At 73.6% G+C, this 24,592-nt stretch carries 24 protein-coding genes and 1 pseudogene; all 25 read left to right on the top strand.

Features of this window, described 5'->3' with window-relative positions; all coding sequences use genetic code 11:
• The first annotated feature begins 5 nt into the window (after positions 1–5).
• The 25 genes and pseudogenes from C8046_RS04945 to lepB all read left to right on the top strand — a co-directional run bounded on the left by C8046_RS04945 (position 6) and on the right by lepB (position 24,585).
• The gene (locus tag C8046_RS04945) at positions 6–947 is read left to right on the top strand and encodes a carbohydrate ABC transporter permease (protein ID WP_109228497.1); all 942 of its coding nucleotides are present in this window, start codon (positions 6–8) and stop codon (positions 945–947) included.
• A 4-nt stretch (positions 948–951) separates the two neighbouring features.
• Entirely contained in the window at positions 952–1,845 is an 894-nt protein-coding gene (locus C8046_RS04940) for a carbohydrate ABC transporter permease (protein ID WP_109228496.1), read from the top strand.
• Positions 1,846–1,956: 111 nt separating this feature from the next.
• The gene (locus C8046_RS04935) at positions 1,957–2,820 is read left to right on the top strand and encodes a ketose-bisphosphate aldolase (protein WP_109228495.1); all 864 of its coding nucleotides are present in this window, start codon (positions 1,957–1,959) and stop codon (positions 2,818–2,820) included.
• Between the two features lie 71 nt (positions 2,821–2,891).
• Positions 2,892–4,178, top strand: coding sequence for an ADP-dependent glucokinase/phosphofructokinase (locus C8046_RS04930; protein WP_109228494.1), 1,287 nt, complete (start codon positions 2,892–2,894; stop codon positions 4,176–4,178).
• Positions 4,175–5,206 carry a DUF4432 family protein gene (locus C8046_RS04925; protein ID WP_109228493.1) on the top strand — a complete coding sequence of 344 codons (1,032 nt, stop codon included), beginning with the start codon at positions 4,175–4,177 and terminating at the stop codon, positions 5,204–5,206. The genes C8046_RS04930 and C8046_RS04925 overlap by 4 nt, the downstream gene beginning before the upstream one ends.
• A gap of 49 nt (positions 5,207–5,255) precedes the next feature.
• On the top strand, positions 5,256–6,266 hold the full coding sequence (locus C8046_RS04920; RefSeq protein WP_109228492.1) for a class I mannose-6-phosphate isomerase: 1,011 nt from the start codon (positions 5,256–5,258) through the stop codon (positions 6,264–6,266).
• A gap of 115 nt (positions 6,267–6,381) precedes the next feature.
• Positions 6,382–7,380, top strand: coding sequence for a dihydroxyacetone kinase subunit DhaK (gene dhaK, locus C8046_RS04915; protein ID WP_109228491.1), 999 nt, complete (start codon positions 6,382–6,384; stop codon positions 7,378–7,380).
• Positions 7,377–8,039 carry a dihydroxyacetone kinase subunit DhaL gene (dhaL, locus tag C8046_RS04910; protein WP_235866115.1) on the top strand — a complete coding sequence of 221 codons (663 nt, stop codon included), beginning with the start codon at positions 7,377–7,379 and terminating at the stop codon, positions 8,037–8,039. The genes dhaK and dhaL overlap by 4 nt, the downstream gene beginning before the upstream one ends.
• The gene (dhaM, locus tag C8046_RS04905) at positions 8,036–8,758 is read left to right on the top strand and encodes a dihydroxyacetone kinase phosphoryl donor subunit DhaM (protein ID WP_109228489.1); all 723 of its coding nucleotides are present in this window, start codon (positions 8,036–8,038) and stop codon (positions 8,756–8,758) included. The genes dhaL and dhaM overlap by 4 nt, the downstream gene beginning before the upstream one ends.
• Entirely contained in the window at positions 8,748–9,251 is a 504-nt protein-coding gene (locus C8046_RS04900) for a DUF4233 domain-containing protein (protein ID WP_146197064.1), read from the top strand. Before dhaM ends, C8046_RS04900 begins: the two co-directional genes overlap by 11 nt.
• Before the next feature lie 15 nt (positions 9,252–9,266).
• Positions 9,267–9,689, top strand: a complete 423-nt coding sequence (ndk, locus tag C8046_RS04895; RefSeq protein WP_109228487.1) for a nucleoside-diphosphate kinase — start codon at positions 9,267–9,269, stop codon at positions 9,687–9,689.
• 66 nt (positions 9,690–9,755) lie between these two features.
• Entirely contained in the window at positions 9,756–13,361 is a 3,606-nt protein-coding gene (smc, locus tag C8046_RS04890) for a chromosome segregation protein SMC (RefSeq protein WP_109228486.1), read from the top strand.
• Between the two features lie 136 nt (positions 13,362–13,497).
• Entirely contained in the window at positions 13,498–13,866 is a 369-nt protein-coding gene (locus C8046_RS04885) for a hypothetical protein (RefSeq protein ID WP_109228485.1), read from the top strand.
• Positions 13,863–15,056: a signal recognition particle-docking protein FtsY gene (ftsY, locus tag C8046_RS04880; RefSeq protein ID WP_109228484.1), complete on the top strand. Its 1,194-nt coding sequence runs from the start codon at positions 13,863–13,865 to the stop codon at positions 15,054–15,056. The genes C8046_RS04885 and ftsY overlap by 4 nt, the downstream gene beginning before the upstream one ends.
• 173 nt (positions 15,057–15,229) lie before the next feature.
• Entirely contained in the window at positions 15,230–16,507 is a 1,278-nt protein-coding gene (locus tag C8046_RS04875; RefSeq protein ID WP_109228483.1) for an ammonium transporter, read from the top strand.
• On the top strand, positions 16,504–16,842 hold the full coding sequence (locus C8046_RS04870; RefSeq protein ID WP_109228482.1) for a P-II family nitrogen regulator: 339 nt from the start codon (positions 16,504–16,506) through the stop codon (positions 16,840–16,842). Before C8046_RS04875 ends, C8046_RS04870 begins: the two co-directional genes overlap by 4 nt.
• A gap of 5 nt (positions 16,843–16,847) precedes the next feature.
• Positions 16,848–18,686 carry a [protein-PII] uridylyltransferase gene (locus tag C8046_RS04865; RefSeq protein WP_109228481.1) on the top strand — a complete coding sequence of 613 codons (1,839 nt, stop codon included), beginning with the start codon at positions 16,848–16,850 and terminating at the stop codon, positions 18,684–18,686.
• Positions 18,687–18,713: 27 nt separating this feature from the next.
• Entirely contained in the window at positions 18,714–20,285 is a 1,572-nt protein-coding gene (ffh, locus tag C8046_RS04860; protein WP_109228480.1) for a signal recognition particle protein, read from the top strand.
• A gap of 178 nt (positions 20,286–20,463) precedes the next feature.
• On the top strand, positions 20,464–20,910 hold the full coding sequence (gene rpsP / locus C8046_RS04855; RefSeq protein ID WP_109228479.1) for a 30S ribosomal protein S16: 447 nt from the start codon (positions 20,464–20,466) through the stop codon (positions 20,908–20,910).
• Between the two features lie 5 nt (positions 20,911–20,915).
• Positions 20,916–21,152 (top strand): RNA-binding protein, encoded by a 237-nt coding sequence (locus C8046_RS04850; protein ID WP_109228478.1) that lies wholly within the window; start codon positions 20,916–20,918, stop codon positions 21,150–21,152.
• A gap of 108 nt (positions 21,153–21,260) precedes the next feature.
• Positions 21,261–21,875, top strand: a complete 615-nt coding sequence (gene rimM / locus C8046_RS04845) for a ribosome maturation factor RimM (protein ID WP_235866114.1) — start codon at positions 21,261–21,263, stop codon at positions 21,873–21,875.
• A pseudogene (gene trmD / locus C8046_RS19160) lies at positions 21,872–22,753 on the top strand (tRNA (guanosine(37)-N1)-methyltransferase TrmD); the annotation flags it as partial. The gene rimM and the pseudogene trmD, both read left to right, overlap by 4 nt.
• On the top strand, positions 22,730–23,263 hold the full coding sequence (locus C8046_RS19155; protein WP_419183575.1) for a GNAT family N-acetyltransferase: 534 nt from the start codon (positions 22,730–22,732) through the stop codon (positions 23,261–23,263). The pseudogene trmD and the gene C8046_RS19155, both read left to right, overlap by 24 nt.
• A 133-nt stretch (positions 23,264–23,396) precedes the next feature.
• Positions 23,397–23,738, top strand: coding sequence for a 50S ribosomal protein L19 (gene rplS, locus C8046_RS04835; RefSeq protein WP_109228476.1), 342 nt, complete (start codon positions 23,397–23,399; stop codon positions 23,736–23,738).
• A 79-nt stretch (positions 23,739–23,817) separates the two neighbouring features.
• Positions 23,818–24,585, top strand: coding sequence for a signal peptidase I (lepB, locus tag C8046_RS04830; protein WP_109228475.1), 768 nt, complete (start codon positions 23,818–23,820; stop codon positions 24,583–24,585).
• Positions 24,586–24,592 lie beyond the last annotated feature (7 nt).

The raw sequence follows: 24,592 nt of genomic DNA, 5'->3' as shown, positions 1-24,592 counted from the left end.
ACGACATGACATCCACGCAGATCAAGCCGCCGGCCGGCACCGCCGCCCCGCGGGCCACCCACCGCCGCCGCGAGCTCCTCAGGAAGCGCCTGACGCCGTTCGGCTACCTGTCGCCGACGATCATCCTGATGATCGTCCTGATGGCGGTGCCGATCGTCATGGTCATCGGCTACTCGGTGATGGACAACGTCATCACCAACAAGTCCCCGGAGCCCGTCGGGCTCGAGAACTACCTGACGATCCTCGGCGACGCGGCCTTCTGGAAGGCCGCCCGCAACACGTTCGTGTTCACCGCCGTCAGCGTGGTGGTCCACATCGTCCTCGGTCTGACGTTCGCGATCCTGCTGAACACGGAGCTGCTGGGCAGGACGACGAAGGCGCTGTTCCGGGTGATCCTCGTGCTCCCGTGGCTCTTCACGGTGGCGATCATCGCGGTGCTGTGGCGGATGCTGCTGAGCCCGAACGGCGTCGTGAACTACATCCTCGAGACGGTCGGCCTCACCGGCGGCCAGGTGGAGTGGCTCGCGAACCCGAGCACGGCGCTGGCGGCCGTGACCTTCATCAACATCTGGTCGGGCTACCCGTTCTACATGATCAGCCTGCTCGCGGGGCTGCAGGGCATCCCGCGCGACCTCTACGAGGCGGCGAGCATCGACGGCGCCGGACCCGTCCAGCGGTTCTGGGCCATCACGATCCCGCAGCTGAAGCCGCTGATCATCAGCCTCGCGCTGCTCGACTTCATCTGGACGACGCAGCAGTTCGCGCTCATCTGGATGACCACCGGCGGCGGGCCCATCGACGCGACCGAGGTGCTCAGCACCTTCACGTACAAGCTCGCGTTCACCCGGTACCAGTTCTCCGAGGCGTCGACGGCCGCCGTGATCATCCTGCTGCTCTCGATGATCCTCGCCTTCTTCTACGCCCGCAGCCAACGATCGAGGGACTGAAGCGATGGCCACGACTCTCACCCACCTCCCGGAGAACCGCCCCGACCTCCGGGTCAACCGCACCCCCGGCCGCAAGAACCCCGGCAAGCGGGCCGCCACCGTCGTCGCCCTCGTGGCCGGTGCGCTGTTCGCCGGGCTGCCCGTGCTGTGGATGCTCTCGAGCTCCTTCAAGACCAACGGCGAGATGTTCGCCTTCCCGCCGCGCCTGCTGACCGAGAACGTCAACCTCGGGGCCTACTCGGAGATCCTCAGCGACCCGGTCAAGGTGCGGTTCTTCGTCAACAGCTACGTGATCGCCTTCGCGGTGACGTGCCTGACCCTGCTGGTCGGCATCCTCGCCGGCTTCGCGTTCAGCCGGTTCGAGTTCCCGCTCAAGAAGACCCTCAACGTCGTGATCGTCAGCGTGCAGGCCGTCCCGCCCATCACGCTCCTGATCCCGTACTTCGGCCTCATGGTCGGGCTCCGGCTCTACAACACCTACCCGGGGCTGATCCTCACCTACATGGTGTTCACGATCCCGTACGCGATCATCATGCTCACCGGGTACTTCAACACCCTGCCCCGCGAGCTCGACGAGGCCGTGAAGGTCGACGGCGCCGGTCCCTGGACGGCGCTGTGGCGCATCCTCGTGCCGATCGCCGTGCCCGGGCTGGTGTCCGTGGGCATCTACACCTTCATGATCGCGTGGAACGAGTTCCTGTTCGCGCTCACGCTCACGAGGACCGAGGACATGCGCACGGTGCCCATCGGCATCCAGCTGCTCATGGGCCAGCACTCCTACGAGTGGAACCAGATGATGGCGATGAGCATCCTCGGCTGCCTCCCGGTCCTGATCCTGTTCCTCTTCTTCCAGCGCTACTTCATCGGCGGTATGACCGCCGGCGCCGTGAAGGTGTGACGCCGCCGACCCGTGCCCCCGACGCCACCGTCCTGCGCGCCGCGTCCGCGCACCCCCTGCCGCACGCCCCCTCACCCCCCGATCCCCACCCGTCCAGGAAAGGACACCGCCATGCCGCTCGTCTCCGGAGCCGACCTGCTCGCCGTCGCCGCCAAGAACGACTTCGCCGTCCCGGCGTTCAACATCAGCGACTACTCGATGCTCAACGCCGTGCTGGCGATCAGCGAGGAGAAGCAGTCGCCGCTCATCATCGCGATCCACCCCAACGAGATCGCCAACCTCGGGTGGGACGTCATGCCCGCCGTCATCCAGGCCGCCCGCAAGGCGTCCGTGCCGGTCGCGATCCACTGGGACCACGGCGCCGACTACGAGCAGATCCTGCAGGCGATCCAGGGCGGCTTCACCTCCGTCATGATCGACGGCTCGATGCTCCCGTTCGAGGAGAACGTCGCCCTGACCGCTCGCGTCGTCGAGGCCGCCCACGCCGTGGGGGTCTCCGTCGAGGGTGAGCTCGGGACCATCGGCAAGACGGACGGCTACGCCGAGGACGGCGCCGACACGATCATCTACACCGTCCCGACCGACGCCGTGACGTTCGTCGAGCGCACCGGGGTGGACACGCTCGCGATCGCGATCGGCACCCGGCACGGCATCTACCCCTCCGACCTCCAGCCCGAGCTCAAGCTCGACCTGCTGCGCGAGATCAACGCGTCCGTCGACGTCCCGCTCGTGCTGCACGGCGGCTCGAACAACCCCGACGCCGAGATCGGTGAGGCCGCGGCCAACGGCGTCAACAAGATCAACATCTCCAGCGACATCAAGGTGGCCTACTACGAGAAGGAGCGCGAGGTCCTCGCCGACCTCAACCTCCGCGAGCCCGACTCGATCCAGCCGCCGTGCCGCGACGCCCTGAAGGCCGTCGCCGCGCAGAAGATCGACCTGTTCGGCGCGGCCGGCAAGGCCGAGCTGTACTGAGCCGACCGCTCGGGCGCACCGGCCCCGAGCTCCGTCCGCCGCGGCCGCGGCGACGCCACGAGGGAGTGAGCATGCACCACGGCAGCACCGCCACCGTCGCCCGCACCGAGGCCGAGCGCATCGTGCTCGGGCTGGGCGGCACGGTGGACGTGGAGGTGGTGTGGGACGCGCAGGCCCTCGGCGCCGCCGCGCGCGAGCTGGGCGTCGGGGTCGGTGACCTCGACGCCCACCGGGAGATCGTCGACGAGCGCTCGCTGCTCGCGGTCCTGCTGGCGCTCGTCGCCGCGGGCCGCGGCGGCGAGCGTTTCGCCGCGTCCTCGGACCTCGTCCGCGCGTTCGCCACCCGGTTCACCTCGGTGGTCACGCTCGGCGGGACCAACATCCGCGCGGCCCTGGCGATGGCGGTCCTCGACGTCCCCGCCACGATCCACATGGTCGACGTCGACGCGACCGTCCGGCGTCTGGTCCCGCCCGGGTCGGTGCTCCTGCACACCGGCGTCAGCGAGGCGCTCGACCCGCACCTCATCGTTCAGTTCCCGGCCGGCGCGCGCGTCGAGCTGACCGACGGCGTCGTCGTCGCCCCGCACGCCAACCGGTTCATCGTCACGAACGACCCGCCCAACCGCCTCCTCACCCTGGCCCCGGGCCTGGCCGACGCGGTCGAGCGCGCCGACGTCGTGATGCTCTCGACCCTGAACGCGATCCAGGAGCGGGAGATCCTCGCCGAGCGGCTGGTCGAGCTCGAGCGCGTCGTCACCCACCGACGCGCCGACGCCCTCGTCCTGTGGGAGGAGGCGGCCTACCACGTGCCGCACGTCCGGGACGAGGTGAGCGCCGTGCTCGCCGCGATCGCCGACGTCTACAGCATGAACGAGGACGAGCTCGAGGCCTTCGTCGGTCGAGGCGTCGACCTGCTGGACGCCGACGACGTGAGCGCCGCCCTGGACGAGCTCGCCGCCGTCGTCCCGGCGCGCACCCTCGTCGTCCACGCCAGCTGCTGGGCGCTGGCCGTGGGCGAGCGTGCGCACGAGCTGCGCGCCGCGCTGCGCGGCGGCATCACGATGGCGAGCACGCGGTACGTGCACGGCGACGCGATGACCCGCGCCGACCACGATGCGACGGCCGCTCTCGTGCCGCGCGCCGACGCCGTCGAGCTCGCCCGCGCGCTCGAGCGGCGTCGGTCCGACGTCGCGGTCGAGGCCGGTCACCGGTTCGACGTCGACCACCCCACGACCATCGGCCTCGGCGACTCCTTCATCGGCGGCTTCGTCGCCGCCCTCGCGCTCGCGCCCGCAGGACCTGCCGCGCACCCCGTCGCCCCGGACGTCGCCGCCCACGGCCGGCAGGTCGACGCGTGACCGGGTGGGCCGCGCTCCTCGCCGACGGCCGCGCCGCCCGGGCCGAGCTGCTGGCCGAGGTGGCGGAGGTGCGCGACCTCGCCGGGGACCGCGAGCTCCGCGTGCGGCTGGCGGGCGGGCTCGCGTTCGACCTCCGGCTGGACCACGGGCTCGACGTCGGGCCCGCCTGGTGGGGGAGCACCCCGCTCGCGTGGCGGTCGCCCAACCCGGTCGACCCCGGGCCCGGGGCGTCCTGGGAGGCACGGTTCCTCGGCGGTCTGCTCGCCACGTGCGGTCCCGACAACATCGGGGAGCCGCGCAAGGGCGTCGGCCAGCACGGCTCCCACCACCACACCCCGGCGCACGACGTCGCGTGGCGCCGCGAGGTCGTCGACGGCGAGGTGCAGGTGGTCGTGACCGGCCGGGTGACGCTCTCGAGCCTGGGCGGCGCTCGCGTCGAGGTCGCCCGCACCGTCACGGCGCGCACCGGCGAGGCCGCGCTGACGGTGTCCGACGACGTCACGAACGTGGGGGAGCGGGCGGTCGGCGTCCCGCTGCTCTACCACGTCAACCTCGGCGCCCCGCTGCTCCGGCCGGGGTCGCGCCTGGACGTCGACGCCGTGCGCTCCACCACGCGCGAGCCGCTCCCGTTCGGGCGGCTGCCCCTGCTGACCCCCGACGTCGCACGCGCGGCCGTGCCGGTCGTCGCCGAGCACCGCGACCTCGCGACGGACGACGCCGCGACGGCTCGCGCGACGCTGCTCCCGCCCGTCGGCGACGGCGACGGCGAAGGCGGCGGGGCTCGGGTGGTCGTCTCCTGGAGCGCGGACACGCTGCCGCGGCTGTGCACGTGGAGCTGGCCGTCGGCGGGCGCCTGGGTGCTCGGGGTCGAACCCGCCAACGCGCCGCTGTTCGGGCGCGAGCGCACCCTGCCGCACGCCGGGGCGCCGGTGCTCGAGGCGGGGGCGACGTGGCGGACCTGGGTCCGCATCGCCGTCGAGACGCCCGCCGGGACCGGACCGGGGACCGACCCCGGGACCGATGTCTGAGGCGCCCGTCCCGCCCCGACCGTCGACCCTCGAAACCGAAGGAGCGCCCGTGCACCCGATCGTCCTGGCTGCGAACCAGCCCGCCGACCGCTTCTACCGCGGTGGCGAGCGGATCGCCGCCTTCCGCGCGGGTGGGGCGGACCTCGCCGTCGTCGCGCGGCCGACCACCGGCCTCGCCATCCCCGAGGACTGGATCGGTTCGCTGACCACGGTGTTCGGCGAGTCCGAGCTGGGGCTCACGCGGCTGCCGTCGGGCGAGCTCCTGCGGGACGCGGTCGAGGCCGATCCGGTCGCCTGGCTGGGGCTGGCGCACGCGGCCGTCCGCGGCTGTGATCCGGCGCTGCTGGTGAAGCTGCTCGACGCCGGCCAGCGGCTGCCCGTGCACGCCCACCCGGACGTGGCCTTCGCCGAGGGGATGCTCGGGCTCGCGCACGGCAAGACGGAGGCGTGGATCGCGCTGGCCCCGGCCACGGTGCATCTGGCCTTCGCGCGTGACGTCACGGCCGAGCAGCTCGCCCGGTGGGTGGCCGACCAGGACACCGCCGCGATGCTGGGGGCGATGCACACGCTGCCGATGGCGGCCGGCGACGCGGTGCTCGTGCCCGCGGGGCTGCCGCACGCGATCGGTGAGGGGGCCCTCGTCGTCGAGCTGCAGGAGCCGACCGACCTGTCGATCCTGCTGGAGTGGTCGGGGTTCGCGATCGACGGCGCCGCGCTCGGCCACCTCGGGCTGGGGTTCGACGTCGCGCTCGCCGCCGTCGACCGGCGGGGGTGGAGCGAGGACGAGGTCGCGGCGCTGGTCCGCAGCAGGGCCGGCACCGTCGGCCCGCTCCTCCCAGGCGCCGAGGCGTTCTTCCGGGCCGACCGCCTGCACGGCGGTGACGGCTGGGAGGCGGGTCTCGCCGTCGCGGTGGTCGTCGCCGGACACGGCGAGATCGTCACCGACGGCGCGGTGACGGCCGTGCGCAGCGGTGAGACGGCGCTCGTCCCGCACGCCGCCGGCGACGTCGCGCTGCGAGGGGATCTCACGGTCCTCCTCGCCCGTCCGCCGGCGCCCTGAGTCGCTGGCGCAAAGCGTCCCCGAGGGGCAGAGTTGGCCACGGCGCTCACCGCCCCCGGTCAGGCCCGGCGACCCGGGCGTCATCGAGGCGTTCACCCGTGCGAAGGAGCCAGACGTGAAGAAGCTGATCAACGACCCGGAGGCCGTCACCACGGAGGCGGTCGAGGGCTTCGTGCTCGCCCACCCCGACCTCGTCACCCAGCTCGACCAGCTGGTGGTCGCGCGCGTCGGCGGCGCGGTGCGGGGCAAGGTCGGACTCGTCTCGGGCGGCGGCAGCGGCCACGAGCCGCTCCACGCCGGCTTCGTCGGGGTCGGCATGCTCGACGCGGCGGTCCCCGGCGCCATGTTCACCTCGCCGACCCCGGACCCGATCGTCGCGGCGACCCGCGCGGCCGACGGCGGCGCCGGCGTCCTGCACATCGTGAAGAACTACACGGGCGACGTCCTCAACTTCGAGACGGCCGCCGAGCTGGCCGACGCCGAGGACATCGAGGTCGCCACGGTCATCGTCAACGACGACGTCGCGGTCGAGGACTCCCTCTACACGGCGGGCCGCCGCGGCGTCGCCGGGACCGTCCTGGTGGAGAAGATCGCCGGCGCGGCCGCCGAGCGCGGCGACGACCTCGCGGGCGTGCTCGCGATCGCGCAGCGCGTCAACGCCGGCGTCCGCTCGATGGGTGTCGCCCTCAGCGCGTGCACCGTCCCCCACGCGGGCAAGCCGTCGTTCGAGCTGGCCGAGAACGAGATCGAGATCGGGATCGGCATCCACGGCGAGCCCGGCCGTCGCCGCATCCCGATGGCGAGCGCCGACGAGATCACCGACCTGCTCCTCGACCCCGTGGTCGAGGACCTCGGCCTCGCCTCGGGCGAGCACGTGCTGCTGCTCGTCAACGGGATGGGCGGCACCCCCGCCTCGGAGCTGTCGATCGTCTACCGCCACGCGCGTCGTCGGCTCGAGGAGCAGGGCGTCGTCGTCGACCGCTCGCTGGTGGGCAACTACGTCACGTCGCTGGAGATGCAGGGCGCCTCGGTCACCGTGCTCAGGCTCGACGACGAGCTCACCGCGCTCTACGACGCACCCGTCAGCACCGCCGCACTACGGTGGGGACTGTGACCACTCCTCCTTCCTCCGTGTCCGAGGGCGCGCTCGACGTCGACTGGGCGCGGCGCTTCGTCGCCGAGGCCGCCGCCGTCGTGGCCGAGCACCGGGTCGAGCTGTCCGAGCTCGACCGCCTGATCGGGGACGGTGACCACGGCGAGAACCTCGCCCGCGGCTTCTCCGCCGTCACCGCGGCGATGGAGCCGGCCGAGCCCGCGACTGTCGGCGACGTGCTCAAGCTCGTGGCGACCACCCTGATGTCGACCGTGGGCGGAGCCGCCGGTCCCCTCTACGGCACCGCGTTCCTGCGTGCCGCCAAGGTCACCGCCGTGCCTGCCGTGGACGCCCAGGGGGTGCACTCGCTCCTGGACGCGGCGCTCGAGGGCGTCGTCGCCCGCGGCAAGGCGCAGGTCGGGGACAAGACGATGGTCGACGCGTGGCACCCGGCCGTCGAGGCGGCCTCGGCCGCCGCCGAGGCCGGGTCCTCGCCCGCGCAGGTGCTCCGGGCGGCCGCGGAGGCGGCCGCCGTCGGGGCCGCCTCGACCGACGACCTCGTGGCGCTCAAGGGTCGCGCGAGCTACCTGGGCGAGCGCAGCGTCGGGCACCGCGACCCCGGGGCCGCCTCCACCGTGCTCCTGCTCGACGCCGCCGCGCGAGCGGCGACGGACGCATGAGCGTCTCCGGCAACGACAGGACCACCGGACTCGTCCTCGTGTCGCACTCCGCCCTGCTCGCGGGAGGTGTCGTCGAGCTCGCGGCCCAGATGGCCCCCGACGTCGTGCTGCGCCCCGCGGGCGGGACCGACGACGCGCGCCTGGGCACGAGCTTCGACGTCGTCGAGCGCGCCATCGCGGCCGAGCTCGACGCCGGGTGCTCCGGCGTCGTGCTCCTCGCGGACATCGGGTCGGCGCGGATGACGGCGGAAGCCGTCCTGGAGGCCCTCGAGGACCCCCGCGTCGTGCTCGCCGGCGGAGCGTTCGTCGAGGGCGCCGTGGCCGCGGCCGTGGCCGCCCAGACGGGTGGCGGCGTCGCCGAGGTGGTCGTCGCCGTCGCGACGGCGACGCGTCAGGTCGTCGCCGAGCTGCCCGAGCTCCCGGCCGCCACCCCGCGGTCGACGATCCGCCTCGACATCCCCGCGGGCCCCCGCCGCACGACCGTGGTCCGCAACCCGCAGGGGCTGCACGCCCGACCCGCGTCCCAGCTCGCCCGGCTCGCCGGCGGGTTCGACGCCGAGGTGCTGGTCGACGGCGCCAACGCCGCCAGCCTGCTCGCGGTGATGGGCCTCGGGCTCGTCCAGGGCGCCGAGGTCGTCGTGGAGGCCCGTGGGCCGCAGGCGACGCAGGCGGTTGACGCGATCGTCGAGGCGTTCGAGGGTGGGTTCGGTGAGCTCTGACGTGACCGACGCCCCGCCCCAGCAGCCCGTGGCCCCGAAGCCGCCCCGCTCCGCCCGCCGGATGTTCTGCTCGACCCTGCTCGGCCTCGAGGCGTTCGTGGTGTTCTTCGCGGCGCTCGCGGCCTACGGCCTGCGCGCCGCGGAGACCGGCGTGATCGTCGGCGTCGGGATCGGGGGAGCGCTCGCGTGCCTCCTCGCCGCGGGGCTGCTGCGGACGTTCGCCGGGTACCTGCTCGGCACGTTCATCCAGGGCTCCCTCATCGCCGTCGCCTTCGTGGTGCCGCAGATGCGCGACCACATGCTCGCGGTCGGGATCACCTTCGCGGTGCTGTGGATCGTGTGCTGGCGCGTCGGCGGCCGCATCGACGTCGAGCGGGCGGAGCGGTACGTCCTCGAGCTGGAGCACGCGGCCGGCGCGGCGGGCGACGCGAGCGGCACGGCCGACGCTGCCGCCCCCGACCCCTCCGACGGCGACGACCGCCCGCGGGCCTGACGGTAGGGTCTGGGTGTGACCACTCAGCGCTCCCTCGTCCTCGTCAAGCCCGACGGCGTCTCCCGCCGCCTGACCGGTGAGATCCTTCGCCGCATCGAGGCGAAGGGGTACCGGATCGCCGCGCTGCAGCAGCGTTCCGCCGACGACGAGCTGCTCGCGCAGCACTACGCCGAGCACGTCGGCAAGCCGTTCTACGCGCCGCTCGTCGCCTTCATGGGCTCGGGCGAGCTCGTCGCCGTCATCGTCGAGGGCCACCGCGTCATCGAGGGTGTGCGCGCCCTCATCGGTTCCACCGACCCCACGGCGGCGGCCCCCGGGTCGATCCGCGGCGACCTCGCCTCGGACACGGGCGAGAAGGTCCAGCGCAACCTCGTGCACGCCTCCGACTCGCCCGAGTCGGCCGAGCGCGAGATCGCGCTCTGGTTCCCGACCGCCTGATCGCGCACCCCCGGAGCCGCACGGCCCCGCGGGCCCTGCCTCCGGCATGCGTCTAGGCTCGCCTGCGTGTACCTGAAGACGCTGACGCTGCGGGGGTTCAAGTCCTTCGCGTCGGCAACGACCCTGCGTCTCGAGCCCGGCATCACCTGCGTCGTGGGGCCCAACGGCTCCGGCAAGTCCAACGTCGTCGACGCCCTGGCCTGGGTGATGGGCGAGCAGGGGGCCAAGCAGCTGCGCGGCGGCTCGATGGCCGACGTGATCTTCGCCGGCACCACCTCGCGTCCGCCGCTGGGGCGCGCCGAGGTCGCGCTCACGATCGACAACTCCGACGGCGCGCTGCCGATCGACTACACCGAGGTCACGATCTCGCGGACGATGTTCTCCTCCGGGGGCTCGGAGTACGCGATCAACGGTACGCCCTGCCGACTCCTGGACATCCAGGACCTGCTGTCGGACTCCGGCCTCGGCCGGCAGATGCACGTCATCGTCGGGCAGGGCCAGCTCGACGCCGTGCTCCGGGCGACCCCCGAGGAGCGCCGCGGCTTCATCGAGGAGGCCGCCGGGATCCTCAAGCACCGCAAGCGCAAGGAGAAGGCGCTGCGGAAGCTCGAGTCCACCGCGGCCAACCTGGCGCGGCTGACCGACCTCGTCACCGAGATCCGTCGTCAGCTCGGGCCGCTGGCGAAGCAGGCCGACGTCGCCAGGCGCGCCGCCGTCGTGCAGGCCGACCTGCGCGACTCCCGCGCCCGGCTGCTGGCCGACGACCTCGCCCAGGCCCGCGACGCGCACCAGCGCGAGGTGGCCGACGTCGCCGTCCTCACCGCGGCCAGGGACGAGGTCGAGGGGCTGCTGAACGCCGCGCGCACGCGGCAGGCCGACCTCGAGCGCGCCGCCGCGGCCTCGGCCCCGGCCCTCGCCGAGGCGACCGAGGTCTGGTACCGCCTGTCCGGCATCCGGGAGCGGCTGCGGGGGACCGCGACGCTCGCCGACGAGCGCTGCCGCCTCCTGGGCGACGCGGGCGCCGCGGCGCCGCAGGGCCCCGACCCGGACGACCTCGACGCCCAGGCCGAGCGGGCCCGCGAGGCCGAGCGTGAGATCGACGTCGAGGTCGACGCCGCGACCGCGGCGATGACCGCGGCCGTCGCCGCGCGCTCCGCCGCCGAGACCGACGCGGCGGCCGCCGAGCGCGAGCTCGCCGCCGTCCACCGCGGTGTCGCCGACCGCCGCGAGGGGGTGGCCCGGCTGGCGGGCCAGGTCGGGGCCGTGCGCAGCCGGATGGAGGCCCAGGGCTCCGAGCTCGAGCGGCTGCGCGGGGTGCTGGCCGATGCGACCGAGCGCGCGAGCACGGCCGAGCTGGAGTTCGCGGAGCTGGAGCTGCAGGCCGCCGGGGTGGAGGAGGGCGAGGAGGACCTCGACTCCGCCCACGAGGCCGCCACGGCCGCCGTGGCCGAGGGCGAGGCCGCGCTGCGCGAGGCCGAGGAGGAGTCCCGCACCGCGCGCGCCGAGCTGGAGCGGTGGACCGCCCGCCGGGACGCGCTCGAGCTCTCCCTGGAGCGTCGCGACGGCACGGGCGAGCTGCTCGCGTCCGGTCGCGCGGAGGTCACCGGTCCGCTCGCGGACGCTCTCGCCGTCGAGCCCGGCTGGGAGGGCGCCGTCGCCGCCGCCCTCGGGCCGCTGGTCGAGGGGGCGGTCGTGACGTCGCTCGAGGCCGCCGTCGACGCCCTCCGCTGGACCAGGGAGGCCGGGCACGGTCACGTCCGCCTCGTCGTCTCGGGCGACGACGAGGGCCCTGCCGCCGTCGTCCCCGCCACCCCGGCCCCCGCCGGCGGGACGTGGGCGCTCGACGTCGTCACGCTGGACGGCGTCGGCGCGGCCCTGGGGCCGCTGCTCGACGGGGTGGTGCTCGTGGAGGACCTCCGCCAGGCCCGCGACGTCCTCGCGGCGGCGTCGGGGATCGACGACGTCGACCGCGCGGTCACGCGTGCCGGCGACGTGCTCACGGCCACCGCCGCGAGCGGTGGCGGCGAGGCCACCACGAACGTCATCGCCCTCACGGCGGCGCGCGAGGAGGCGGCGGCCGGGGTCGAGACCGCGCGGGCCCGGGGCGAGCGGGCCCGCTTCACCCTCGCGGCCGTCACCGAGACGCTGGCGGCGGCGCGCGCCGCCCACGACGCGACGCTCGCCGACCTGCACGCCTCCGACGCCCGCTTCACCGCCGTCGCCGAGCGCCTCGGCCGGCTCGGCGCCGCGATCAAGGCCGCCCGGGCCGAGGCCGGCCGCGCCGCCGATGCGATCGGGGCGGCGGAGACCTCGCGGGCGGCGCGCGAGGAGGAGCTCGCCGAGCTCGCCACCCGGCTGGAGACGGCGCAGGCCGACCCGGAGGAGGCGGCGGCCGACCTGGAGGCGGCGGGGGAGCGGCGTGATGCCTGCGCCGAGGCGGCCAGGGCCGCCCGCGCCGCCGAGACCGACGCGCGACTGGCCGTCCGCACCGTCGAGGAGCGCAAGCGCGCGATCGCCGGACGAGCCGCTGCGCTCGAACGGGCCGCCCGCACCGAGCGCGCGGCCCGGGTCCGCGCGGCCGAGCTGGAGCAGCAGCGCGCCCGGCGGGCCGAGGTCGCGCGCGACGTGCGCCGCGTGGCCACCGAGGGCCTCCACCTCCTGGAGCACTCCCTGCAGCGGGCCTCGGACGAGCGCGACGTCGCGCAGGAGGTGCGGGCCCAGCAGGACGCGGGCCTCGCCGTCGTGCGCAGCGACATCGAGCAGCACGCCACGCGGTTCGCCGAGCTCTCCGACGCCTTCCACCGCGACGAGGTCGCGCGCGCCGAGCAGCGTCTGCGGATCGAGGCGCTCGAGGCGCGGGCCGTGGCCGACCTCGGCCTCGAGAGCGACGTGCTGCTGGCGGAGTTCGGCCCCGACGTGCCGGTCCCGGTGCTCGGCGTGGAGGTCGCCGACGGCGAGGATCAGCCCGTCGTCGCCTACGACCGGACCGAGCAGACGAAGCGCCTGCGGACGGCCGAACGCGCGCTCGCCCTGCTGGGGCGGGTCAACCCGCTCGCCCTGGAGGAGCACGCGGCGCTCGAGGAGCGGCACTCGTTCCTGGTCGAGCAGGTCGCCGACGTGCGCAAGTCGCGGGCCGACCTGATGGAGATCGTCCGCGAGATCGACGTCCGTGTGGAGCAGGTCTTCCGCGAGGCGTGGGAGGACACGCGGCGCGAGTTCGACGGGGTCTTCGCGCGGCTGTTCCCCGGCGGCGAGGGCAGGCTCCTGCTCACCGATCCCGACGACATGCTCACCACCGGCGTCGAGGTGGAGGCCCGCCCCCCGGGCAAGAAGGTCAAGCGGCTGTCGCTGCTCTCCGGCGGCGAGCGTTCGCTGACCGCCGTCGCGCTGCTGGTCGCGATCTTCCGGGCCCGACCGAGCCCGTTCTACGTGATGGACGAGGTCGAGGCCGCGCTCGACGACGTCAACCTCGGCCGCCTGCTGGTGATCTTCCGCGAGCTGCGGGCCAGCTCCCAGCTCATCGTCATCACGCACCAGAAGCGCACGATGGAGATCGCCGACGCTCTCTACGGCGTCACCATGCAGGGCGACGGCGTCTCCGCCGTCATCAGCCAGCGCATCGAGCGCGAGGAGGACGACGAGCTCGCCGGGGAGCCGGTGGCCACCGCCTGAGGAGTTCGTGACGGTGGGAGGACCGACGAGGCGTCGCCGGGCGTCGTCGGGCCGTGTGAGGGAATTCACGGATCTGTCGAGGGGCTCCCCGTGTCCCGTCCCGGGGCCGTGGCCCTCCAGGCGGGATACTGGGCTCATGCCTGCCTACTCCGCCGTCTGGGTCGCCGTCGTCGCCGTCCTCCTCGCCGCCGGCCTCCTCGTGATGATGATGGCCTCCCGTCGACCCGAGGGCGGGTACGTCGCGCGCGTCCGCGAGCTCCTGTCCTCGTCACGGACGGCGACGGGCCCCCGCACGGGCGTCGTCGCCGAGCACCGCGACGCCGCCGACGGCGACACGGTCGGCCTGGACGACCTCTTCGCCGCCGCCGAGAGCAGCCACGGGTACCTCACGGTGCCCCAGCGCTACGAGACCCGCTTCGAGGAGCTGACGGAGGGGCTGATGGCCCGCCAGCGGGCCCTCGCCGAGCGCGTTCGCAACGAGCGTGAGGAGCGCACCAGCGCATGAACGTCGACTCCGTCCCGACCCTCACCTGGGTGCTCGTCGCCCTGGCCGTGCTCGCCCTGGCGGCCCTCGTCACGTTCGTGGTGCTGCGGCTGCGCCGCCGCGGCGCCGCCCCTCTCCCGCCGTCGAGCTCGGGCACCGGCGCCGGCTCCGGGCGGGAGGGCGACGGCGAGGGTGCCGTCGGTACCCTGCCCCGCCCGGGCGGACCGGGCGACGGCGCGACGGTCGAGCCCGCCACCCCGCAGTTCCAGGTCCCCGAGACCGTCGGCTCGCGTCTGGTGCGACTGCGTTCGCGCCTGGCACGCTCCGGCGCGCTCGGCCAGGCGCTCCTGTCCGTCCTCGGACGCGACCACCTCGACGAGGCCGCCTGGGAGGAGCTCGAGGAGACGCTGCTCCAGGCCGACCTCGGCATCGACCCCACGACGGCGCTCCTGGCGGAGCTCCGCACACGGATCCGCGTCGACGGCACGAAGGACCCGGTCGCGATCCGCGAGGTGCTGCGCGAGCTGCTGCTGGCCCAGGTCGACCCCAGCATGGACCGGACGATCGCGTCGGCCCCGGTGCTCGGCGCCGACGGCGAGCCGCACCCCGCCACGATCCTCATGGTCGGGGTCAACGGCACCGGCAAGACCACGACCGTCGGCAAGCTCGCCCGGCTGCTCGTGGCCGAGGACAAGGACGTGGTGCTCGGCGCAGCCGACACGTTCCGTGCCGCCGCCGCCGACCAGCTCGCCACGTGGGGTGCCCGGGTGGGCGTCGACGTCGTGCGCTCGGAGAAGGACGGCGCCGACCCCGCGAGCGTGGCGCACGACGCCGTCGAGGCCGGCTTCCGGTCCGGGGCCGACGTCGTCATCATCGACACCGCGGGCCGGCTGCAGAACAAGGCCGGGCTGATGGACGAGCTCGGCAAGATCGTGCGCGTGGCCTCGCGCCCGGCGCCGATCGCCGAGTCCCTGCTCGTGCTGGACGCCACCACGGGCCAGAACGGCCTGCGCCAGGCGCGGGTGTTCGCCGAGGTCGCCCACCTCACCGGCATCGTGCTCACCAAGCTCGACGGCAGCGCCAAGGGCGGCATCGTCGTGGCGGTGCAGCGCGAGCTCGGCATCCCGGTCAAGCTGGTCGGGCTGGGGGAGGGACCGGACGACCTCGCACCGTTCGACCCGGAGTCGTTCGTCGACGCGCTCCTCGGCTGAGACCCGAAGCGTCCGGCATGTGAGCGATCCCGTGCCGCGCAACGAGATGTTCACGCTTCAACGGCTTTCGTCACACCGGCGTAACACCCGCTGCCCCGTCAGGTAACTCCGCCCGACAACTCTCGTTCCCATGCGCGGTCACCGGGCCGCGACCATGACGAGAGGTTTTCCAGATGGAGTTGGATAGCGGACTCACCGCGTGGATGCTGACCTCAGCATCCCTCGTGCTGCTCATGACGCCGGGGCTCGCCCTCTTCTACGGCGGCATGTCGCGCTCGAAGTCGGTCCTGAACATGATGATGATGTCGTTCGGCGCCATGGCCGTCGTCGGCGTGATCTACGTGCTCTGGGGCTGGTCGATGTCCTACGGCTCGTCCGTGGGCGGCTTCTTCGGGAACCCGTTCGAGCAGTTCGGGCTGAGCGGTGGAGGCGTCTTCGCCGAGGACGGCTCGGCCGTCATCGACAGCGGCCTGCCGATCATCGTGGACGTCGGCTTCCAGGCCACGTTCGCCATCATCACCGTCGCCCTGATCTCCGGCGCGATCGCCGACCGCGTGAAGTTCTCCGCGTGGCTGATCTTCACGGGGATCTGGGTCACCCTGTCCTACTTCCCGCTGGCGCACATGGTCTGGGGCGGTGGCCTCCTGAGCGACGAGGGCCCCTTCGCCTCCATCGCCAGCCCGATCGACTTCGCCGGCGGCACGGTCGTCCACATCAACGCCGGTGTCGCGGCCCTGGTGCTCGTGCTGATCATCGGCAAGCGCAAGGGCTTCGGCAAGGAGCCGATGCGTCCGCACAACCTCACGCTCGTGATGCTGGGCGCCGGCCTCCTGTGGTTCGGCTGGTTCGGCTTCAACGGTGGCTCCGCCTACGGCGCCGACGGCGCTGCCGGCCTCGCCTGGGTCAACACCACCACCGCGACGGCCGCCGCGATCGGCGGCTGGCTGATCGTGGAGAAGTTCCGCGACGGTCACGCCACGTCCCTCGGTGCCGCCTCGGGTGTCGTCGCCGGTCTGGTCGCCATCACGCCGGCCGCCGGCGACGTGTCGCCGGTCGGCTCGATCGCCGTCGGTGCCATCGCGGGTGTGCTGTCGGCCTTCGCCGTCGGCCTCAAGTACAAGCTCGGCTACGACGACTCGCTCGACGTCGTCGGCGTCCACCTCGTCTCCGGCCTCTGGGGCACCGTCGCGCTGGGCTTCTTCGCCACGGCGGACCGCGGCCTGTTCTACGGTGGGGGCGTCGACCAGCTGATCGTCCAGGTGCTCATCGCACTCGTCGCGATCGTCTACGCCGGCGTGGTCACACTGGTCATCGGATTGCTCATCAAGGTCACCATCGGGTGGCGGGTCTCGGAGGAGGTGGAGGTCGCGGGCATCGACCTCGCCGAGCACGGCGAGTCCGCCTACGACGGAATCTCCTCGGGCCGTTTCACATCGGAGGTCAAGGCATGAAGCTCGTCACCGGAATCGTCCAGCCCCACCGTCTCGACGACGTCAAGGCCGCCCTCGAGGCCGCCGGGATCCGCGGCATGACCGTGAGCGAGGCGAGCGGCTACGGCCGTCAGCGCGGTCACACGGAGGTCTACCGCGGCGCCGAGTACACCGTCGACCTGGTGCCGAAGGTTCGCGTCGAGGTCCTCGTCGAGTCGGAGGCGGCCGGCACGGTCGCCGACGTCATCGTGCAGGCCGCCCAGACCGGCAAGATCGGTGACGGCAAGGTCTGGATCGTCCCCGTCGAGGACGTCGTCCGGGTCCGCACCGGCGAGCACGGAGCCGGAGCGCTCTAGATCCCATGTCCGCTTCCGACACGGCGGCGGAGCTCCCGGAGGTCCCGCACCCAGGGGTGCGGGACCTCCGGCGCGTTCTGCTCGAGACCCCCGGTGGCCCGACGACGGCCACCCCACCGACGCCGGCCGGCCCGTCCGGACCGGCCGGCGCCCCCGTGCTGCGCACCGGTGCCGTCTACCGCGCCGCGCTCGCCGCCGCGGTCGACACCGCCCTCGCGCAGGAGTGGGACGCGGCCGTCGAGCGCCTCGGCCTGCCCTCCTCGGGCGTCGCGCTCGCGGTGGTCGGCTCGCTCGCCCGGCGCGACGCCGGTCCCACCTCCGACCTGGACTGCCTGCTCGTCCACGACGGTCGCACGCTGACCGACGCCCAGGTCGAGGCTCTCGCCTCGGCCCTGTGGTACCCGATCTGGGACGCGGGGCTGGACCTGGACCACTCGGTCCGCACGCTGGCGCAGTGCCGCCAGATCGCGTCCAAGGACCTCGTCGCGGCCGTCGGCCTGCTCGACCTGCGCCACGTCGCCGGCGACGAGAGCATCGTGCTGCGTGCGCGGACCGCCGTCCTGGAGGACTGGCGCGGGGCCGCACGACGCCGCCTGCCCGAGCTGCTCACCTCCACCCGCACCAGGGCCGAGCGCAGCGGCGAGCTCGCCTACCTCATCGAGGGCGACCTCAAGGAGGCGCGCGGCGGGATCAGGGACGCCGTCGTGGTGGGGGCTCTCGCCGCCACCTGGTTGACCGACAAGCCGCACGGCGAGTTCGACGAGGCCCACGACCACCTCCTCACGGTGCGCGACGCCGTCGCGCTCGAGACCCGCCGCCACACCAGCCGCCTCCTGCAGGCCGACTCCGACGCCGTCGCGGCCCGCCTGGGCTACGCCGACCGCGACGAGCTGCTCGCCTCCATCGCGCAGGCCGCCAGGACCGTGTCCTACGCGCTCGACGTCACCGTCCGCCGCGCCCGGCAGGCGCTGCGGCGCCCCTCGCCGACGTGGCGCCCGCTCGTGGTGCGCGGCCGGCGCGTCGCCCCGCGGCTGCGCGCCGTGGCGCAGGACCTGGTGGAGCACGACGGCGAGCTCGTCCTCGCGGCGGCCGCCCGGCCCGCCGAGGACCCGGTGCTCGCGGTGCGGGCCGCCGCCACCGCGGCGCGCACGGGGCTGCCGATCTCGCCCGTCAGCGTCGCCTCGCTCAAGGCCGCTCCCGCGCTGCCGACGCCGTGGCCGAGGCCGGCGCGCGAGGATCTGCTCGCGCTGCTGGGCAGCGGTCACGCCCAGGTCGACGTCTGGGAGGCGCTCGATCTGGCAGGCATCGTCACGACGTGGTTCCCCGAGTGGACGCGCGTGCGCAACCGCCCGCAGCGCAACCCGATCCACACCTTCACCGTCGACCGCCACCTCGTGGAGACGGCGGCGTGGGCGGGGGAGCTGGCGAGCGAGCGGGGCGCCGTCGTGCCGCGCCGCGACCTCCTCCTGGTGACCGCGCTGCTGCACGACATCGGCAAGGTCGCGGGGGCGAGCGACCACTCGGTCGAGGGCGCGCGGATCATCGGTCCGGTGCTGGAGCGCCTCGGTCTGGGGGAGCGGGACGTGCGCGACGCGACGACGCTCGTGCGGCACCACCTGCTGCTCGCCGAGCTCGCCACGCGGGCCGACATCGACGACCCCGAGACCGTCGGGCGGCTCCTGACGGCGATCGGTCACGACCCCGAGATGCTCACGCTGCTGCGCGTCCTGACGGAGGCGGACGCCCGCGCCGCCGGACCCAAGGCGTGGACGCCCTGGCGGGCCTCGCTGGTGGAGGCCCTCACCGAGCGGGCACGTGCGGTGCTGGACGCCGGGCTATCCTGACCTCTCCCGACTCACGCGAGGTTCACCGTGTTCGCCACCCTGTCCGACCGCATCAACGCGGCCGTCTCCTCCCTGCGCGGGCGGGGCCGACTGTCCGACGCCGACATCGCCACGGCGATCGCCGAGATCCGCCGCGCCCTGCTCGACGCCGACGTCGCCCTGCCGGTCGTGCGGGACTTCACCGCGACCGTCCGCGAGCGGGCTGAGCAGTCCGAGGTCTCCAAGGCGCTCGACCCCTCGCAGCAGATCGTCAAGATCGTCCACGAGGAGCTCACGCGCATCCTCGGTGGCGCGACGCGCGAGCTCCGGTTCGCCAAGCGGCCGCCGACCGTGATCATGCTCGCCGGTCTGCAGGGTGCCGGTAAGACCACCCTCGCCGGGAAGCTCGGCAAGTGGCTCCGGGACTCCGGACACACCCCGCTGCTCGTCGCGTCCGACCTGCAGCGCCCGAACGCCGTGCAGCAGCTCGAGATCGTCGGCAAGGGTGCCGGGGTCGCCGTGTGGTCGCCCGAGCCGGGCAACGGCGTCGGCGACCCGGTCGAGGTCGCCCGCACCGGCGTCGCGCACGCCCGCGAGCAGTTCTACGACGTCGTCGTCGTCGACACGGCCGGCCGCCTCGGTGTCGACGCCGAGCTCATGCAGCAGGCCGCCGACATCCGTGACGCGGTGAAGCCGGACGAGACGCTGTTCGTCATCGACGCGATGATCGGTCAGGACGCCGTCACGACGGCGAACGCCTTCGCCGAGGGCGTCGGGTTCACCGGCGTCGTGCTCTCCAAGCTCGACGGCGACGCGCGCGGTGGTGCCGCGCTCTCGGTCTCCTCGGTGACCGGCGCCCCGGTCCTGTTCGCCTCGACCGGCGAGAAGGTCGGCGACTTCGAGCGCTTCCACGCCGACCGCATGGCCTCGCGCATCCTCGACATGGGCGACGTCATGACCCTGATCGAGCAGGCCGAGCGCGCGTTCGACGAGGACCAGGCCGCCGAGCTCGCCAACAAGATCGCCGGGGACGGCGACTTCACGCTCGACGACTTCCTGCAGCAGATGCAGCAGATGAAGCAGCTCGGCTCGATGAAGAAGATGCTCGGGATGCTGCCCGGGATGGGCCAGATACGCGAGCAGCTGGAGAACTTCGACGAGCGCGAGGTCGACCGCGTCGAGGCCATCGTCCGCTCGATGACGCCGGGCGAGCGCACCAACCCCAAGATCCTCAACGGCTCGCGCCGCTCCCGCATCGCGCGGGGTTCGGGCACGACCGTCTCCGAGGTCAACGGGCTGCTCGACAGGTTCGACCAGGCCAAGACGATGATGCGCTCGATGGCGCGTGGCGGCGGCGCCCCCGGGATGCCCGGCGGCGGCTTCGGGATGGGTTCGATGCCCGGCATGGGCAAGAAGTCCAAGGGCAAGATGGCGGCGCCCGTGGCGCGCGGCAAGAAGTCCAAGAGCGGCAACCCGGCCAAGCGGGCGGCCGAGGCGCGAGCCGCCGCCGAGCGCAAGCCGACGGCCCCCGCCGGCTCGGCCTTCGGGCTCGGACCGGCCGAGGACGCCCCGGCGAAGCTCGAGATCCCCGAGGGGCTCGGCAAGCTGTTCGGTCGCTGATACGCGCCCGCGCGGAGCGCCGTCGCCAGCAGTGCCCCGCATCTGGCAGAATGTCCGGTTGAACCCGACGACCGCGGCCCTCTCACCACGGTGCGTCGTGTCCCGAGCCGTGATCCGCGGGGTGCCCCACGCCCATGCGAGTCCCACTCATCCCAACCTCATCAGGAGTACCACCACCGTGGCAGTGAAGATTCGCCTCAAGCGCCTGGGCAAGATCCGCGCCCCTTACTACCGTGTCGTCATCGCCGACTCGCGCACCCGCCGCGACGGTCGTGTGATCGAGGAGATCGGCAAGTACCACCCCACCGAGGAGCCGTCGCTCATCGACATCTCCTCCGAGCGCGCCCAGTACTGGCTCGGAGTCGGCGCGCAGCCGACCGAGCAGGTCCTCGCGCTGCTCAAGGTCACCGGTGACTGGCAGAAGCACAAGGGCCTGCCGGGCGCCGAGGGCACGCTGCGTCGCAAGGGTGACCAGAGCACCGTCGTCGCCGACGCGGTCGCCGCCGTCGCCGCCGACGCCGAGCTCCGCAAGGCCAAGGCGTCCGAGAAGCGTGCCGCCGAGGCCGCCAAGGCCGAGAAGGCCGAGGCTTCCGCCGAGGCCGACGCTCCCGCCGACGAGGCCTGAGCAGCATGCTCGCCGACGCCCTCGAGCACCTCGTCCGCGGCATCGTGGACAACCCGGACGACGTCCAGGTGACCGCGCGCCCCGCGCGTCGTGGTGAGCTGCTCGAGCTCCGCGTCAACCCGGCCGATCTCGGCCGAGTCATCGGGCGCTCCGGCCGCACGGCCCGGGCACTGCGCACCGTCGTGGGGTCGCTGACCACCACGCCGGTCCGGATCGACGTCGTCGACGTCGACCGCCGGTAGATGACGTAGCACCAGCTCCACCGTCGAACCGCCCTCCCTGTCCGGGGTGGGCGGTTCGTCGTTTCTCCGCCGGCCCGCCGCCGGCCGCACCCCGACGAGAGGTTCCCCGTGTCCAGTGTCATCCCCGAGGGCTACGTGATCCTCGGCCGCATCGGCGCCGCGCACGGGCTGCGTGGCGAGGTCCGGATCGAGGTCCGCACCGACGACCCCGCGCGGCTGGCCGCCGGAACCGCCGTGCTCACCGACGACCCGCTGGTCGGCGAGCTGACGGTGGCGCGGCTGCGGGAGGCCTCTGGCCGGGCGACCATCAGCTTCGAGCAGGTCACCGACCGTGACGACGCCGAGGCGATGCGTGGGCTGCTGATCCTCGCGCCCGCGCAGGCCGAGGCGGACGCCTGGTACCCCGAGGACCTCGTCGGCCTGGCCGCGCGTGGCGACGACGGGCGACCGCTCGGGACCGTGGTGGAGGTGCGGGCGATGCCCGCGCACGACGTGCTGGTGGTGCGCGAGCCGTCCGGCGCCCGGACGTTCGTGCCGTTCGTCGAGGCGATCGTGCCCGGCGTGGACGTGGCAGGCGGCTTCGTCGTCCTGACACCTCCGGGCGGGCTGCTCGCGGACGAGCCCCTGCCGGAGGGCGAGGACGTCGACGAGGACGGTCCCGTGGGCGACGGTCCCGAGGACGACGGTCCCGAGGACGCCGGTCACGAGGACGTCGAGGCGTGAGCGCACCCCGCCTCGACGTCATCACGATCTTCCCGGACTACCTCGCGCCGCTGGACCTCTCCCTCATCGGCAAGGCCCGCGAGTCCGGCCTGGTCGACGTGCGGGTGCACGACCTGCGCGCCGTCGCGACCGACCGCCACCGGACGGTCGACGACTCGCCGTTCGGCGGCGGCGCCGGCATGGTCATGCGCCCCGACGTCTGGTCGCGCGCGATCGAGGCGACGGCTGCCGGGTCTGACGGGTCTGCAGGGTCCCACGGTGGGGCCGAGCCCGACCCGCGCGAGGTCGTCGTCCTCGTCCCGACGCCGTCGGGCGCTCCGCTGACGCAGGCGACGGCCCAGCGGCTGGCCGACGAGCTCGCGGCCCCCGACGTGCGCGCCGTCGTGGCCTGCGGGCGCTACGAGGGCATCGACGCTCGCCTGGTCCCCGCGCTGCGCGAGCACGACGGCGTGCGCCGGGTCGAGGAGTTCTCCCTCGGCGACTTCGTGCTGAACGGTGGCGAGGTGGCCGCGCTCGCGCTGCTGGAGGCCGTCGTCCGCCTCCTGCCGGGCGTGCTGGGCAACCCTGACTCGATCGTCGAGGAGTCCTTCTCCGACGCCGCCGTGCTCGAGTACCCCGTCTACACGCGCCCCGCCGACTGGGACGGGCGAGCGGTCCCGCCCGTGCTGCTCTCGGGCGACCACGGCGCCGTCGCCCGCTGGCGTCGCGCGCAGTCGCTGACCCGGACGGTGGAGCGCCGGCCGGACCTGCTGGACCTGCTCGCCGTCGCCGACCTCGACCGTCGCGACCTCGACGTGCTGGCGGACGCCGGTGTCGTCGTCGCCCGTGACGGCGCGCTGCTGGGCCCGCTGCGCGTGCGCGAGGCCGGTGAGGCGGACGTGCTCGCCCTGGCGGACCTCGCGGCCACCACGTTCCCCCTCGCGTGCCCCGACCCCACGACGCTCGCCGACGTCAGGCGGCACGTGGCCGCGCACCTCTCGCCGGCGCACTGGCGCGAGCACCTGGCCGACCCCGATCACCACGTGCTGCTGCTGGTGGACCGCTCGGGCCTCGCCGTCGGGTACAGCCTGCTGCTCACGGGTGAGGCGCAGGGGAGCGACCTCGCGGGCACGGGGATCGCCGTCGAGGGCACCCGGTACGCCGAGCTGTCGAAGCTGTACCTCCTGGCGCGCTGCCACGGCACGGGCGCCGCCGGTGTGCTGATGGCGGCGACGCTGGAGCGCGCGGCCACGCTCGCCGACGCGGTGTGGCTGGGCACCAACGCCGGCAACGCGGCGGCCCGGCGCAGCTACGAGCGCAGCGGTTTCGCCGTCGTGGGGGAGCGGACGTTCCGGGTGGGTGACGTCGACCACCTCGACGTCGTGATGCTGCGGAGTGTGGCAGACTAGCTCGCTGGGTCCGAGCCGCCCGACATCGCTGCCACAGGGGCCGTCGACCGTGTGCTCGTCCCGATTCCAGACCAGGCGCCCCGTGCGCCGCAACCCATCGCGTGGACCTGTGGCCCGCGACGAGGAGTAGACAATGCAGAAGCTCGACTCCGTCAACGCAGCATCGCTGCGCGACGACATCCCCGCGTTCCGCGCCGGCGACACCCTCAAGGTGCACGTCAAGGTCGTCGAGGGCACCCGCTCCCGCGTCCAGGTCTTCCAGGGCGTCGTCATCGCCCGCGCCCACGGCAGCGTGAGCGAGACCTTCACGATCCGCAAGGTCAGCTTCGGCGTCGGCGTGGAGCGCATCTTCCCGCTGCACACCCCGGCGATCGACCACATCGAGGTCATCACGCGCGGTGACGTGCGACGCGCCAAGCTGTACTACCTGCGTGGTCTGCGCGGCAAGGCTGCGAAGATCAAGGAGAAGCGCTGACACCAGCGCTCGTCGGTCCACGACCGACGGCCCCTGTATCGCAGTGACGCCGAGCCCGGCCGCCTCAGGAAGGATCACCATGACCGACCTGGACGAGCCGGGCTCCGGCGTCTCCGAGCCTCCGGAGGAGACGGCGTCGAGCCGGTCCGCGACGTCGCGGAAGCCGCGCAGGACGCGTGGGCGTGGCGTCTCCGCCCTGCGCGAGGCCGTCATCGTCCTCGGCTCCGCCCTCGTCCTGTCGCTGCTGATCAAGACGTTCGTGGCCCAGGCCTTCTTCATCCCGTCGGAGTCGATGGAGTCCACCCTCCAGGTGGGCGACCGCGTCCTGGTGTCGCGGCTCGCGCCCGGCCCGCTCGACGTCCACCGCGGTGACATCGTCGTCTTCGTGGACCCGGGCGGCTGGCTCGACGACCCGCCCGCCGAGGGCAACGAGGTGCGCAACGCCCTCACGACCGTCGGCGAGTTCATCGGACTCCTCCCGGCCAACACCGGGTCCCACCTGATCAAGCGGATCATCGGCGTCCCCGGCGACACGGTGACGTGCTGCGACGACTCCGGTCGGATCAGCGTCAACGGTGTGCCGATCGACGAGCCGTACGTCATCGACGGCGCCGTCCCCAGCGTGAAGGGCGGGGAGTGGGTCGTCCCCGCCGACCGCGTGTTCGTCCTGGGGGACAACCGGCCCAACTCCGCCGACTCCCGTTACCACGAGGGCGACCCCGGCGGCGGCATGGTCCCGATGAGCAACATCGTCGGCGTCGCCAACACGATCATCTGGCCGGCGGACCGCTGGACCGTCCTGCGCAACCCCGGCGCCACGTTCGAGCAGGTCCCGGACCCCTCGTGAGCCCGCG

The sequence above is a fragment of the Serinibacter arcticus genome, from assembly GCF_003121705.1.
GTDB lineage: Bacteria > Actinomycetota > Actinomycetes > Actinomycetales > Beutenbergiaceae > Litorihabitans.
Note: the sequence above shows the minus strand (reverse complement) of the source record. Positions and strands in the feature narration are given on the sequence as shown.

Bases quoted from the DNA above. Each gene is read 5' to 3' on its own strand.
- C8046_RS04850 (WP_109228478.1), top strand. From the start codon at position 20,916: ATGCTCGCCGACGCCCTCGAGCACCTCGTCCGCGGCATCGTGGACAAC.
- C8046_RS04875 (WP_109228483.1), top strand. From the start codon at position 15,230: ATGGAGTTGGATAGCGGACTCACCGCGTGGATGCTGACCTCAGCATCC.
- C8046_RS04870 (WP_109228482.1), top strand. From the start codon at position 16,504: ATGAAGCTCGTCACCGGAATCGTCCAGCCCCACCGTCTCGACGACGTC.
- C8046_RS04865 (WP_109228481.1), top strand. From the start codon at position 16,848: ATGTCCGCTTCCGACACGGCGGCGGAGCTCCCGGAGGTCCCGCACCCA.
- dhaM (WP_109228489.1), top strand. From the start codon at position 8,036: ATGAGCGTCTCCGGCAACGACAGGACCACCGGACTCGTCCTCGTGTCG.
- lepB (WP_109228475.1), top strand. From the start codon at position 23,818: ATGACCGACCTGGACGAGCCGGGCTCCGGCGTCTCCGAGCCTCCGGAG.
- C8046_RS04930 (WP_109228494.1), top strand. From the start codon at position 2,892: ATGCACCACGGCAGCACCGCCACCGTCGCCCGCACCGAGGCCGAGCGC.
- C8046_RS04885 (WP_109228485.1), top strand. From the start codon at position 13,498: ATGCCTGCCTACTCCGCCGTCTGGGTCGCCGTCGTCGCCGTCCTCCTC.
- C8046_RS04945 (WP_109228497.1), top strand. From the start codon at position 6: ATGACATCCACGCAGATCAAGCCGCCGGCCGGCACCGCCGCCCCGCGG.
- rplS (WP_109228476.1), top strand. From the start codon at position 23,397: ATGCAGAAGCTCGACTCCGTCAACGCAGCATCGCTGCGCGACGACATC.
- C8046_RS04940 (WP_109228496.1), top strand. From the start codon at position 952: ATGGCCACGACTCTCACCCACCTCCCGGAGAACCGCCCCGACCTCCGG.
- ftsY (WP_109228484.1), top strand. From the start codon at position 13,863: ATGAACGTCGACTCCGTCCCGACCCTCACCTGGGTGCTCGTCGCCCTG.
- C8046_RS04935 (WP_109228495.1), top strand. From the start codon at position 1,957: ATGCCGCTCGTCTCCGGAGCCGACCTGCTCGCCGTCGCCGCCAAGAAC.